This window comes from Pseudoalteromonas sp. H71 (genome assembly GCF_001468485.1).
GTDB lineage: Bacteria > Pseudomonadota > Gammaproteobacteria > Enterobacterales > Alteromonadaceae > Pseudoalteromonas.
Genome location: NZ_LODI01000020.1, coordinates 20,111 through 33,660, shown reverse-complemented (window position 1 = coordinate 33,660; position 13,550 = coordinate 20,111). Strand labels below are relative to the sequence as shown.

Below are 13,550 nucleotides of genomic sequence, written 5' to 3'. Positions count from 1 at the left end.
ATCTGGAGTTTATTGTGCCTGAGCAGGGGTTTTCTCGCCAACGCTTAGAGATGTGGTGGCGAAAAAACAATATTCACGGGAAAATTTATGCACAAGTGGCGGGGCATGAGGCAATGGTGTCTATGGTTAGTCTGGGATTTGGGGTCGCAATGGTTCCTAAAATAGTATTAGATAACAGCCCTCTTATAGATAAAGTACAGATACTTACACCAAAAATGCAGGCCCCAGAAGGCTTTGATATTGGCTTGGCGGTTTTAAGAAAAGAGCTCAACGACCCCGCTATTAGTGCTTTATGGAATATTGCACAAACTTTAGACGCAAAAGCGATTTAGATTTATCTACCGTTAAATAAGTTCATAAAATAGTATTATTATGGCTTGCGTAAAGGTTTACTATTACTTAACATTGAATGCTAATAATAAAAATGACGCTTGAGAGTTCTTTATGAATAATGCTGTATCACTTTCTCATTCCGCTCAGTATTTAAAAAAAGCAGTACCTATGATGGTGAAGTACCGTATGCCGGTAACACCTATTAATTATGCTATTTGGTATTGCTATTTTCAGGGTAATAAACCGTCTTTAAACATTGAATTAGATCAAGTTATTTCAGAGCACCAAACATGTACTCAAAGTAAAGCAAAAGAAATATTCGATAAGCATTTAAGTGATGAAGATTTAGCTCTTTTTCAAGAAATGTCGGATAAGTTTCATAATACGGTTGAAAACATTCAGCAAGATATAAGTATTACACTGGGTCATTCTAAAAGCTTTAGCACTTCACTTATTGACTCACAAAACGAAATTAACAGCCTGATAGATACTAACTCTTTTAACGATATTCTTGGTTGTGTAGAGCGCTTGACCGATGAGTCTATTGCTATGCAAGACTCAGCCCGCGAGTTTCAAACAAAGCTATCGGTTGCATATAACGAAATTAAAGATTTAAAAGAAGCGCTTAACCTTTCTAAAGAAGCTGCCGACACAGATCCACTAACCGGTTTTTATAACAGAGGTAAATTTGACTCTGATATAACTGATTTTTGTCGTGAATATTCAGAGCAAACAACTGAAAGTTCACTTGCTGCACTTATTATGTTTGATATTGATCACTTTAAGCGATTTAACGACGATTTTGGCCACCAAAAAGGCGATGAAGTCATTAAGCTAGTGGCAAAAAAAGTAAAAGAAAATTTAACTGAAAACGCGAAAGTTTATCGCTACGGCGGAGAAGAGTTTTGTATTACCGCCTATTTTGACACCATAAATGACTTAGTTGCTTTTGCAGAGTGTATTCGACTAGAAATTGCGAAACTGGCTATCCGTAAAAAACAAGATGTAAATAACAAGCGTGCTATATCGGCCAGCTTTGGATTAGCTATGCTACGCCCATTTACAAAAAGCTCTGTGTTGGTTGAGCGTGCCGATAGAGCCCTTTATATTGCTAAAACACATGGACGCAACCGAGTTGAAATAGCCCCTGATATATAATCATTATAAGGGGTTTAAACTTTTACATTGTGTATAAAAAGTGTGAATGATTGTAATCAGCTGCAGATAGTTTTAGGTAACCTTGTTACCATGCGTAAATAAATAACCTTGTGCTCTGATTTACGCTGATGCGGTTTAATTTTTTTCTACTCACCATTCTTAGTTTAAATTTATTGTTCACTTGTTTTACGTTAAATGCCAAGCAAAATACGTACGCGGAACAAGAATACTCAGAGCAGCATGTTCAATCTCACCAGCTAATGTTTAGTATTAACGCTGGTGTGGGTGTTATCACTAATCCTTTGCGTGGTGGCGACAATGTTCCTTTAGTCGTTATTCCTCAAATAGCGTTTTATGCTGAAGAGTGGTTTTTTGACAATGGCCGCTTAGGCTATTCTTTTTTGCAAACTTCTAAGCACCATTTAAACATTATTAGCGAGCTCAATACTGAGTCTCGCTTTTTTATAGATTGGCATCCTAATAATGTGTTTACACTGCAAGGTAGTAGTTCAGATAGCCCGTTTTATTTGCAGGCAGCAGAGGCCTCTTCAGTAAAAAATATTAATTTAAATGACCTGCATAAACGTCATGTAGCCTTAGATGCAGGACTTGCATATCATTACGTGAATGATCACCATGTATTTTCTGTACAGGTACTACATGATGTGACAAATGTGTATAACGGTGTTCGCGGTGCATTACAGTGGCAATACCATACTCAACTAGGACCTATAAATATTAAGCCATCGTTTGGTTTAAATTATAAATCTGCGGAACTAAATACCTATTACTATGGCCTTAAAGACGGCGAAACTTTATTGGGCGAGGTAGAGGTTGGTAGCAGTTGGCAACCCTATGCAAAAATTGATGCCAAATTCCCCTTAAGCGATGACTATTCTGTTCGTTTTCATTTAGCTTATTATGACTATTCAGCTATAGATGACAGCCCACTTTTAGAGCGTGATTATTCAATGACTGCATTTTTAGGATTAGAACGCACTTTTTAATATGAAATATTTAATGGTCATTTTATTTTTAGCACCACTGCTTATGCCTTATAGCCGTGTGCATGCTGCGTCTTTTACTGTGTCACCTAAAGTATGTGTTATTTCTCACGTTCAGGACTTTTGCGATCTTGATTTAACGTTTGAATGGCAGGGCGATGTGGTAGGTGATGTGTGTATATATGAACAGAGTAAAAAGATACATTGTTGGCAACAACAGCGCGCAGGAGAGTTTAATTATAAAGCGCGTGTTCAGGTCGAAACCATATACTCCTTAATCAATTCAAAATCGGGTGTGTTATTAGCTAAAACACAGGTTGAAGTACAAAGTACTCATGTAAAAAAAAGTAGGCGTCGGCTTCGTTCACCATGGAGCTTTTTTTAATTTAGGAGCAATCAATGCCAAAAATTCTACTTGTTGAAGATGATCTTGGTTTACAACAACTCACAAAAGATTACCTTGAACATAATGGATTAGAAGTCGCAGCTTTAGAACGTGGTGATGAAGTATTTAGTTATTTAGAAAATAATCACGTCGATTTAATGATACTAGATGTTATGTTACCGGGAAAAGATGGATTTAGCGTGTGTCGTCAAGTGCGCGATAAGTTTTCTCTACCAATTTTAATGTTAACAGCTAAAAGCGAAGACTTTGACCAAGTATTGGGTTTAGAACTGGGCGCAGATGATTATGTTATTAAACCCGCTGAACCTCGTGTTTTACTCGCAAGAGTCAATGCACTACTACGCCGTGGTCAAACAGTGACAAAAGCGAGTGAAGAGTTACAGTTTGGTGATTTAATTATTGATAAGACTAGCCGTATAGTGCAACTTTCTGACAAAGAAATAGTGCTAACGTCGCATGAGTTTGAATTACTTTGGTTATTAGCCTCAAATGCAGGTCAAGTGCTTAGTAGAGAGCATGTGCACCAACATATGATCGGTCGCCAATATGATGGGCTTGACCGCACCGTAGACGTTCGTGTGTCGCGTATTCGAAAAAAGCTAGGTGACAACAGCGACAAACCATTTAGAATAAAAACAGTATGGGGGCAAGGCTACTTATTTGTTTCTGATGCGTGGGATCTTTAAACACAAGGTTAATAGGCATTAATGGGAAAGCTGTTTGCAAGTTTATATATTTATATTGTGGTTTCATTGTTCGTTGTTAGCGGCGTTATAGAACAATTATGGCCATATGATGAATCGCAGCAGCACGTCTTTCTCGATGACGAGTTTGGGCAGTCGCTTTGGCTGCTTTCGCAAACACCTAATGGATTAGCAAAATTAAAGGAACACTACAAAAGCCTTGTTATTAGTCGTGCTGATTTAGTGCTACCTCAAGAACAGCTGGTTCAGTTAAATAGTCATCACTACTTATATTTATATGATAAACAGCAGCGTATTATTTGGTACATAACGCTTAATGACAGTGAGCTTTTGCAAGTAGGGCCTATAGGGCTAGATACCCCTGTATCGACTTCGGTATGGCCATACGTATTATTGCTAACTATTGTGGGTATTCCCGTAGGCTTATGGAGCTTTTTACTTTGGCGTGACTTTTCGAAATTACGCAATGCATGCGAAGCGGTTGAAGGTGCTCAAGACTTTCAACTTTCTGACTCCTCTAAATCATTTTTTTTACCAATTACTGAAACACTCAATTTAATGCAGCAACGCATTGGCTTTTTATTAACCGCTCAACAAGAGCTGACTTCGTCGGTTTCTCATGAATTTAGAACCCCCTTAGCTCGCCTAAAGTTTGCAACGGCAATACTCAAAGAGCGTTTGTTAGATGAAAAAAGTGAAGTCTACATTGCAAAAATGAACAGCGACATTAGTGAACTTGAAAGCCTAGTTTCAGAAATGCTCGATTACGCAAAACTAGACTCTCAGCAACCTAGCTTGCAGCCTCTCCCTAGTGATTTGGTTGAGTTAGTAAGAGTAAGCGTTGAAAAGCTTAATTTTGACAAGAAAATTAATTTGTATGAAGTATTGCCAAGTAGCTTAATTTACCAATGTGACCCGCATTTTATGGCGCGTGCTTTTCAAAACTTAATTGGTAATGCAATTAAATACGCCAACAGCCAGGTTAAAATATCACTCATTACGCAGCATAACGAAATACAGTTTGTAATTGAAGATGATGGCCGAGGCATTGCTGAAATAGAGCGAGAAAACGTATTTAAGCCTTTTACACGGCTCGATAAAAGTAGAGACAAAAAAACAGGTGGATTTGGCCTCGGGTTAGCCATAGTCGCTAAAATTATTGCTTGGCATCAGGGAAGTTATCGTATTGAGTACTCGTCTTTAGGTGGGGCAAAGTTCATCATTAGCTTACCCCTGGAGCAAAACTAAAAGATATGAAAAAAGCGCCAAAAGGCGCTTTTTTGTGGTTAAAACCAAAATCAACAAGTAGCAATTAAATAGACCGTGAATATATAAAATAGTTTCGGATAATTTTATTTTTTTTCTAGCAGCGGCATTAACATTTGCTCCAAGCCATTTAATTTGACCTCATACATCATAGCTAATTGGCTGCCAAGTTTTGAATCTGGAAAGCCTTGCTGCTTAAACCAGACTAAGTAGGGCTCTGGAAGTAATAATAATGGGCGGCCTGAGTATTTTCCAAATGGCATTTTAGTGTTTATGGCAATTTTTAATTGTTCCGGATCCATAGGTTTACTTAGTGGTGTAATAATGATTTGAGTGTAAGGTATTTTAGAGAGATAAAATAGGCTGTGACGGGCAAGAAACAGCCTATTGAGTGAGGGAGTAGGCCCTCTGATTTAAGAATTTTTGTTGGTGTAACCGCCCGACACAATTTTTGTTAGCTGGAGTCTAACTAGATTGTATTTAACATGGGTTATATTTAACCAACGAAGACAGTTTACCTGTTTTTTGCAGGTGTGGTGTATGCACTTGTAAAGGAATGTAAATACAATTGCTTTTTATTTATTTACTAATAAAAAAATTGTTTTTTTGCCTTTATACACATTAAATACTACTTTTCACCAAACAATTCTTGTTTTACGTGTTCAGCAAAACCACTTCCTGCTTCTAAGTAAAAGTTATAGGTTGAATGAACTCCCATATTTTCAAGTTCTTTTTGTTGGTCTGGGTAGTTTGCAATTGCAGTAACTTGCCCTGTGTAGCCTGACGCTTGAAGCTGCTCTAATGCAAAAATATTTTGCATGTGCTTCGGCATAGCTAACATAACCATTTCAACGTGAGAGTGGTTTACACGTTGCCAAAAATCAGGGTCGGTAGCGTCTGCAATCAGTACTTTACGGCCTCTACTTATATGTTTATCGACAACTTCGGGTTTAATATCAATACCTGCTACTAAATTTGGGTGAGTCATATTAATTGTTTCATATGCACCGGTGCCAATACGGCCCATGCCAAAAATAACAATTTTTGTATCATTAAGGTTTACTGGTAATTCTTCGGCTAGGCGTGTTTTGCTTTCAAACTTGACTAACCAGCTTTCTATTTTTACATATAGCTCATTAGAGCGTTTGTTAAGTGGTGAGGCAATAACAAAGGTAATAGATACCGCAATAGCCATAACGGCTAGCCATTCAGGTGTAATAATACCTGTTGAAGCTGCAACGGCGCACACAATCAAGCCAAATTCACTGTAGTTAGATAAGGTAAATGCGGTAAGTAGCGATGTACGTGCACGCAATTTAAACGCATTGGTAAATACATAATAAAGAATCACTTTAATAGGGAGTACAAAAATAAGCACAATGGCAATAAAGAGCGAATCAAGGGTTAGCTGAGCATTTAAACCAATGCTTAAGAAAAAACCAACAAGTAAAATATCTTTTAAGTTGAGTAATGACTTTGATAACTCGCCCGCTTTTTTATGTGGCGCAAACATCATGCCTATGATTAGCGCACCCAAATCACCTTTGAGACCTGCAAATTCAAATGCGTTATAACCAGCAACAAGCGCAAAAAAGAAGCCAAACAAGGGAAGTAGTTCACCATGTTTAGAGCGGTTAAGCATAAAATACATAATAGGGCGTATTAAAGGCAGGGCAATAATGATAGCTAATGCCCAAATGTTGGGTACTTTACCTGTACTAATTGCTAAAAATATAACCGCAAAAATATCTTGCATTACAAGTATACCAATAGCGATTTTACCGTGTAGGCTTGCCATTTCACCGCGCTCTTCAAGTACTTTTACAGCAAATACTGTGCTTGAAAAGCTAAGAGCAAAGCCGACCAATAAGGCACTCTGCCAACTTAAATCAACAAAAAGAGGCAGAGCAAAAATACCTAATAACAACATAAAACCGCTAAAAATAGCGCTGCTAAAAATAATATGAAGGGTAGCGGGTGCCCACACTTGGGGTTTTATTAAGCTTTTTACTTTAAGTTTTAAGCCAATACTGAACAGCAATAAAGTAACGCCCAATGCGGCAATTGTATCAAGTAGATCTGTGCTTTTGTAACCTGCGAGGTTTAGCGCAAAGCCAGCCAGCAAAAAGCCAATAAGTGGGGGGAGTTTTAATTGATAAACGGCAAAACCACACACAAATGCGGTAGCAAAGTAAATTAGTTCCATAATACTTAAAATTACATCATTTGGTATTGCAGTGTAGCTAAAAACAACGATTAATGAAAATTAAATATACCACTTGAGCTTTGTTTATTTAGTCGCTTTTAGGACTTTGTTTGGATAATAAACGCACAAATTATGCATATTTAACCTTTAAAAGCATTTAAATCCTACTTTTAAACTGACAACGGCTTTTAATTATGGTTAAGATGAGATAACGAAAACATTTAAGTTAGGGCATATTTAAGAGCGGCTCAGCTTAAGGAGAATTATATGTTTAAAAAGATTTTAGCATCGGTTGGTATTGGTGCAGCAAAAGTGGATACTATTTTAGAAACTGAACATCTACAACCAGGACAGCTTTTTAACGCTAATATTGTTATTACAGCAGGTGACGTTAGCCAAGAAATTGCAGGCTTAGATTTATTGCTAATGACCCGCGTAAAAGTGGCTGGTGATGACGGTGATTATTTTACCAACCATGTGATTGATCAATGGCGAATTACAGATATAGGTAAGTTGGAGCCAGGAGACGTAAAAAGCATACCTTTTGAAGCGCGTCTGCATTCAGAAACACCGATCACTGAAATTAATGCGGGTTACAATCAGTCTCATGTTTGGTTAGAAACTGGGCTGGACATTGATTTAGCATTAGATCCAACAGACAAAGATCATCTTCATATTTACCCAAATGAAGCCGTTAAAACGTGCATGCAGGCAATGGATAAATTAGGTTTTAGTTTATCTAAAGCCGATGTTGAAAAAGGTTTTTTACGTGCCTCTACATTTGCGTCTGTTTCTGGGTGTTATCAAGAGCTTGAATATAAACCTAACAGCAGAAGCTTATTTGGGATTCAAGAAATTGAGTTGTCATTTGTGCCAGAAGCACATAAAACTCACGTTTTAATTGAGCTTGACCGTGCATTTAGAGGCGATGGATATATTGATGTAACCATTGAACATGACCATGTGAATCTGTCTCAGCTATGTGATCAGTTAGAGCGTTTATTTGCTTAACGCTTAGCATAGCGTTAAGCGGTGAATATAATTTTTATTGTTCATTTTAGTATTATAGCGATATCAAACCCAGCTTCAGCTGGGTTTTTGTTTAAGGATTGCCATGCATTTTAACTGTGAACCATTTGAAAACCTGAACCCCCATACTTTGTTTGCAATTATGAGGGGGCGTGTAGACGTATTTGTTGTAGAACAAAATTGCCCTTACCCTGAGTTAGACGATGTTGATATTTTTAAAACAACTCAGCATATCTATACCTTGGATAATATGCAGTTAATGAGCTATGCACGTTGCTATGAGAAAAATGACCAGTACAGTGCAATTGGGCGTGTTTTAGTTGATGAGCAGCACCGAGGTAAGGGGATTGCGAGTAAGCTGGTTCAAAAGGCAATAGCGTGTTGTACATTGCACTGGCCCGAACGCGATATAGTGATAGGTGCGCAAACCTACTTGTTAGATTTTTATCGTTCATTTGGTTTTAAGTGTATAGGGGAGGCCTACTTAGAAGACGGTATACCTCACCAAGATATGCTGCTAACAATTGAAAAGCTCAAAACGTAATGTTGTGAGTCACTATAAAAAAGCCCACAAAAAGTGGGCTTTTTTATAGTGTGTTGTTAGCTTAATATTGAATGCACGAACACGGCGCCTATAACAATAGGGCAAACAAATTTGGTGTACCAAGGCCATACTTTCCAAAATAAGGTGTTGTGTACTTCTGGATTACCTTCTTGAATAGCTTGTAATAATGAGTTTCTGTACCAAATCCAACCTACAAAAATACAACACATTAAGCCAAGTAAAGGCTGTGCAACTTTTGTTGTTAAAGTAATTACTAAGCCAAATAAGGTGCCTAGGTTACATACAATCGTAATACTAACGACGGCTATTAAGACGCCGATTAACCATGTAGCTTGAATTCGCTTCATCGCAAAACGTTCAACGGTGTAAGATACAGGGGCTTCTAGCATTGAAATAGAGGACGTTAGCGCTGCTATGCTCATCAGGGCAAAAAATGCAAAGCCAACAAATAAACCTACACTGCCCATGCCATCAAATAAAGCGGGAAGTACCTGAAATACCAAAGTATCTTCTGAGAGTAACTTGCCGCTGGCTGAAAATATCTCAACGCCCTGAGCTTGAGCTACATACATAGCTGGAATAATAAGTAAACCAGCAACAAACGCGATAAACACATCAATTAATGTTACGTATGCACCTAGAGACACTAGGTTTTCTTTTTTACTAATATACGAGCCGTATATGATCATTACGCTTGTACCAAGTGATAATGAGAAAAAGGCTTGGCCTAAGGCGCTAACAATTAACTGGGTGTCAAAAATAGATGAAAAGTCAGGTAGCAAGTAGGCTTTTAAACCTTCCATTGCACCCTCTTGTGTCATCACATAAGCAATTAATAAAAATAAAATGCCCAATAAAGCCGGCATCAAGCGCTTTGACCATTTTTCGATACCGTTTTCAACGCCACGGCTAATGATTGCTATCGTTAAAACAATAAAAACAAGAGTAAAAATAATGTTGCGAGTGAGTGATTGTTCGCTTAGCCACAAAGATGCAGCGTCTGCTCCAGCCAAGGTAGCAATAGGTTGGGCTGTTGCACTGAGCATCCAGCCGGCAACAATAGCATAAAAACTAAGTATAAAGCCGGCACATAAAATACCCCCAAAGCCGACAATAAATGCAAAGTGTTTTTGCCAAGGTTTATTGGACACTTTAGTTAAAGAAACCACGGCGTTGGCTTGGCCGTGTCGACCAATCATTAATTCGGCCATTAGCGCAGGATAAGCCAAAAAGAAAGCTAACACTAAATAGGCAACCAAAAATGCGGCACCGCCATTACTGGCTGTTTGTGTGGGAAAGCCCCATATATTGCCCAAACCTACGGCAGAACCGGCGGCGGCCATAATAAATCCAAAGCGAGAACTAAACTCGCCTCTAACTGCGCTCATATTATTATACTTCTCTGTTTTTTAACGGCGCTGACAATCTACTGGAAATGTAAAAAAATAAAAAGTGCTTATTTGCTGATCCCACACAATTTAGTTTTCCAGCGGCATGATTAATACGCTGTTTTAAGTCAATGTTACTAGGCAATTAAAATTAATAGGTTGATTTTGTTTTAAAAATGTTAATTACACTGCGTAATTTATACTTTACGATTTTTACTGTTGGGTAATATTAAGGGTAAAGCAGGCACCGCCTAAGTGTTTACTTTTGCTAACAGTAATAGTGCCGTTATGCCAATCTGCTACTTTTTCAACAATAGCTAAGCCAAGGCCATAGCTTTTATCTGCGCGGTTTCGGTGTTCTTCTTCTCTAAAAAAGGGGCTAAATACGTTTTTAAAGTTTTCTTGAGCAATTCCAGGGCCGTCGTCTTCAACTGTTATTATAAGTTGGTGCTCGTGAACCTTTGCGCTTAAATAAATATATTGCTCGGCAAAATCGCAAGCGTTGGTAAGCAGATTTGTAATTGCACGAGCTAGCCAATGAAGATCGGCCACAATGATGTCACTTGAGCAATTAAGGTCAACACTTAACATTTGTGATTCTAACTTTGGCGCAAGCTGAACTAAAATATCTTCTAGGTAATGCTTGATATTTGTTGAAGAGTACGTCAATTTATTTGCGTTTTGTTCAAGTGTTGCAAACGCTAAATAGCTTTTAAGCATAGATTCCATATGATCTAAATCGTTTTCCATGCGCTCTAAATAGGCTTTTATTTTTTTCTCATCATGGGTATCTATGGCGGCATCTAAACCAAAGCGAAGACAGGCAATAGGAGTGCGTATATCATGCGATAAACTTGACGCCATTAGTTTATTTTCAGCAACAAGCTTTTCAATTTGACTCGCCATTCGGTTAAACGTTAACTCTACGTCCCTTATATAAGTAAAATGAGATGCTTTAATTCTGGCTTGTGTATTACCCGAAGCAAACTGTTTAGCAGCCTCATTTAGTACGCTTAGTCGCTTTGCTAGTGGCGCAATAATGAACCCCATTAAAATGCATAACCCAGCATAAAAAAGCAAAGTTAAGAATATATCGTTTCGTTTGTCGGCTTCTGCGCTCTTTTTAAGTCGCATAGAAATATGAAAGGGGTTTAGTGCTTGATTGCTATACAGCATATAAAAGCCTTGCTGATCTTCTAAAATCAACCCACCAACAGCATGCATTTGAAGCAATAACGAAGGGGGTAAGGCAAGCGATTCGTTTGGTTTGTAATCTATTGATAGCTCAAATTCTTTAGCTAACTGTTTAACATATGCGCCACGCTCGGAAGTGGGAACATTTGCCAGTTGCTTACTAAACCCCATCATCATTTTACTTTGCACACTAAACTCGTCTTGTGGGGTATGTGCTTGCTGGCTAAAGGCGTCTATTAGCCAGCCTAAAACCACTATAGATAAAAGCGCGCTGCCAAGCAGTGATATGTAAAACTTTTTCATTTAAACATACAGCTGTAAGTTACCATGCGGTAGAGACAAGCAAGTACCCACGGCCCCAAATTGTTTTAATTTTTTCAGGGTTTTGTGGATCGTCGTTAAATTTTTTTCTAAGTGCAGAGATAAGCACATCAACACTTCTATCAAGTCCGTCGTATTCTCGTCCTTTAGTTGCTTTAAAAACAGCGTCACGTGATACAACTTGGCCTGCATTACTTGCCAAATAATGCAGGAGTAAATATTCCGCACTGGAAATATTTACATCTTGGTCGTTGAATTTTACGTTTCTTGATTCGGTATTAATATTAAGCGAACCGACCGAAATTGTGCTTTCTACTATTGCCGATTTATTGGGTTCATTACTTTGACGAAGTGCAGCTTTTATACGAGCGAGTAAAGCGCGAGGGCGAACAGGTTTCATTATATAATCGCTTGCACCGACCTCTAAACCTATAACTTCATCCATTTCCTCGTTTCGAGCGGTCAACATAATGATTGGCGCATTGTAAAAGCTACGAAGTTCTCTACATACACTAATGCCATCTTGACCTGGTAACATAATGTCGAGCAATACAATGTTTGGGTTTAAGGTTTTTACTTTACTGACAACTTCATCGCCTCGGTGACAAACATGCGTAGTGTAGCCTTGTTCAGTGAGGTATTCGGCTACCCATTGAGCCAATGATATATCGTCTTCTACTAATAAAATAGTGCCGTAGTTATCCATAAATTATCCTTAATACAGTGGTTAAAATAATCGCCAGCGACGTTTTTTTTGTCTGTTTTGATAAACCCACTGAAGTTTCACTTCTGCAGTGCCAATTATTTGCGATGTATTACTATCAAATAATTCAAAAGCGATACTTTGTTTAGAGTCAAACGCGTAATTTAATGTGCCTTGCTGCTGTTTTAGCCAGCATTGCATAATGTATTTAGATGTAGCATCGCGTAAGCAGTAGTTACCAATAATTGGTTGGCGCCAAGTAATGACTACATCAGCGTAACAGTCACGCCCCTCACGAAGAGCCACACAGGTATCAGGAACAGCGGTTAAATTATCTTGTCCGCCGTCCGATTGTGCAAACGTTGATGCAGGAAAAATTATTAGTAAACAGAGCCATCTAAAAAACATAACGGAGGCCTACCTTGGCTTTATGTTGATACCCTTGAGAAATAATTGGGCTGTCGTCGATTTCAGCTGAGAACCAGGTAGAGAGAAACCCTGCTAAAAAGACCCAATCTTGGCTTATTGGGTATTCTGCATGAAATTCAAATATTAAGCTGGTACTTGCATGTGCATCATAAAAGGGTCGGTTTTCGGCTACTTCTTCTTGGTCAATGCCAAAATAATAATTTGTAAAGTCAGCTGAGTATGCACTTACGCCAACACCGGATCTAAATTCCCAGTTTCGCCAGGGTAAAATTTGGCTAAAAAAGGTATTAATAACCCAGCTGTTGTGAGCGCCAGAAATATCATGAAGGTATTCAAATGAAATTTGAGAATTTTCGAATCGGCGTGTAAGCCTCAGGCCTACACCAAAGTCATAGCGACGAGACTTTATGCCATCAAGTTCTGCTATAACACCATTGTTATAAAAACCAAGGCCTTTTTCGTCAAAGCCAGCTTGCGTATTTGTGCCCAGTATATCCAAGCCCCAATCATACTTATCAATAATACTGTAACCGATAACAAGCCCACCGCTGAGTTGGTTATGGTCAAAGTCGAGATAAAATCGATCGTAGGAGACAGCAAGGCTTAAATCGAGCTCTAAATCGGTGTCGTAGGCATTGGTGCCAATTAGGTAAGTATCTTCTACAAAGTAGCTTGCACCTGCACTCCAATCCCATGCAAAGCCTTGAGTTGGCTCAAGGGTGTTATCTGCATAGTAGCGATTACTTGCTTGGGTTGAGGTCGATATAAGGCTCAAAATAAACAAGACAATACAAAAAGTAGTATGGTTAAGTAAGGTATGTTTCATCCACATTGAGCCTGATTA

The 13,550-nt window shown here is 38.4% G+C and carries 15 protein-coding genes; 8 read left to right on the top strand and 7 right to left on the bottom strand.

Features of this window, described 5'->3' with window-relative positions; genetic code table 11:
- The 6 genes from ATS71_RS19025 to ATS71_RS10535 form a co-directional block, all read left to right on the top strand.
- The coding region (locus tag ATS71_RS19025; protein ID WP_235591466.1) for a LysR substrate-binding domain-containing protein at positions 1-332 on the top strand (332 nt) is incomplete at its 5' end.
- A 112-nt stretch (positions 333-444) separates the two neighbouring features.
- A complete protein-coding gene (locus ATS71_RS10555) occupies positions 445-1,491 on the top strand; it encodes a GGDEF domain-containing protein (protein ID WP_082653618.1) in 1,047 nt (348 codons plus the stop codon).
- A 260-nt stretch (positions 1,492-1,751) separates the two neighbouring features.
- Positions 1,752-2,498: a MipA/OmpV family protein gene (locus tag ATS71_RS10550; protein ID WP_235591469.1), complete on the top strand. Its 747-nt coding sequence runs from the start codon at positions 1,752-1,754 to the stop codon at positions 2,496-2,498.
- 1 nt (position 2,499) lies between these two features.
- Positions 2,500-2,880, top strand: a complete 381-nt coding sequence (locus ATS71_RS10545; protein WP_201020868.1) for a DUF3019 domain-containing protein — start codon at positions 2,500-2,502, stop codon at positions 2,878-2,880.
- A 14-nt stretch (positions 2,881-2,894) separates the two neighbouring features.
- A complete protein-coding gene (locus ATS71_RS10540) occupies positions 2,895-3,587 on the top strand; it encodes a response regulator (RefSeq protein WP_058404796.1) in 693 nt (230 codons plus the stop codon).
- A 21-nt stretch (positions 3,588-3,608) separates the two neighbouring features.
- Entirely contained in the window at positions 3,609-4,853 is a 1,245-nt protein-coding gene (locus ATS71_RS10535) for an ATP-binding protein (protein ID WP_058404795.1), read from the top strand.
- Between the two features lie 104 nt (positions 4,854-4,957).
- Here the strand turns inward: ATS71_RS10535 and ATS71_RS10530 are convergent, their stop codons facing one another.
- Both ATS71_RS10530 and ATS71_RS10525 read right to left on the bottom strand, forming a co-directional pair.
- Positions 4,958-5,173, bottom strand: coding sequence for a DUF3820 family protein (locus tag ATS71_RS10530; RefSeq protein WP_006793920.1), 216 nt, complete (start codon positions 5,171-5,173; stop codon positions 4,958-4,960).
- A 326-nt stretch (positions 5,174-5,499) separates the two neighbouring features.
- Positions 5,500-7,077, bottom strand: a complete 1,578-nt coding sequence (locus ATS71_RS10525) for a cation:proton antiporter family protein (RefSeq protein ID WP_058404794.1) — start codon at positions 7,075-7,077, stop codon at positions 5,500-5,502.
- 267 nt (positions 7,078-7,344) lie between these two features.
- Here ATS71_RS10525 and ATS71_RS10520 point away from each other — a divergent pair, with 267 nt between their 5' ends.
- Entirely contained in the window at positions 7,345-8,088 is a 744-nt protein-coding gene (locus ATS71_RS10520) for a sporulation protein (RefSeq protein WP_058404793.1), read from the top strand.
- A gap of 103 nt (positions 8,089-8,191) precedes the next feature.
- The gene (locus ATS71_RS10515) at positions 8,192-8,650 is read left to right on the top strand and encodes a GNAT family N-acetyltransferase (protein ID WP_058404792.1); all 459 of its coding nucleotides are present in this window, start codon (positions 8,192-8,194) and stop codon (positions 8,648-8,650) included.
- Positions 8,651-8,706: 56 nt separating this feature from the next.
- Here the strand turns inward: ATS71_RS10515 and ATS71_RS10510 are convergent, their stop codons facing one another.
- From ATS71_RS10510 to ATS71_RS10490, 5 genes are all read right to left on the bottom strand, one after another.
- Complete coding sequence (locus ATS71_RS10510; protein WP_058404791.1) at positions 8,707-10,059, bottom strand: sodium-dependent transporter; 1,353 nt, start codon at positions 10,057-10,059, stop codon at positions 8,707-8,709.
- A gap of 213 nt (positions 10,060-10,272) precedes the next feature.
- The gene (locus tag ATS71_RS10505; protein WP_058404790.1) at positions 10,273-11,556 is read right to left on the bottom strand and encodes an ATP-binding protein; all 1,284 of its coding nucleotides are present in this window, start codon (positions 11,554-11,556) and stop codon (positions 10,273-10,275) included.
- Between the two features lie 19 nt (positions 11,557-11,575).
- Positions 11,576-12,280, bottom strand: a complete 705-nt coding sequence (locus ATS71_RS10500; RefSeq protein WP_058404789.1) for a response regulator transcription factor — start codon at positions 12,278-12,280, stop codon at positions 11,576-11,578.
- 21 nt (positions 12,281-12,301) lie between these two features.
- Complete coding sequence (locus ATS71_RS10495; RefSeq protein WP_058404788.1) at positions 12,302-12,685, bottom strand: DUF3019 domain-containing protein; 384 nt, start codon at positions 12,683-12,685, stop codon at positions 12,302-12,304.
- Entirely contained in the window at positions 12,675-13,532 is an 858-nt protein-coding gene (locus tag ATS71_RS10490; protein ID WP_058404787.1) for a MipA/OmpV family protein, read from the bottom strand. The genes ATS71_RS10495 and ATS71_RS10490 overlap by 11 nt, the downstream gene beginning before the upstream one ends.
- Positions 13,533-13,550 lie beyond the last annotated feature (18 nt).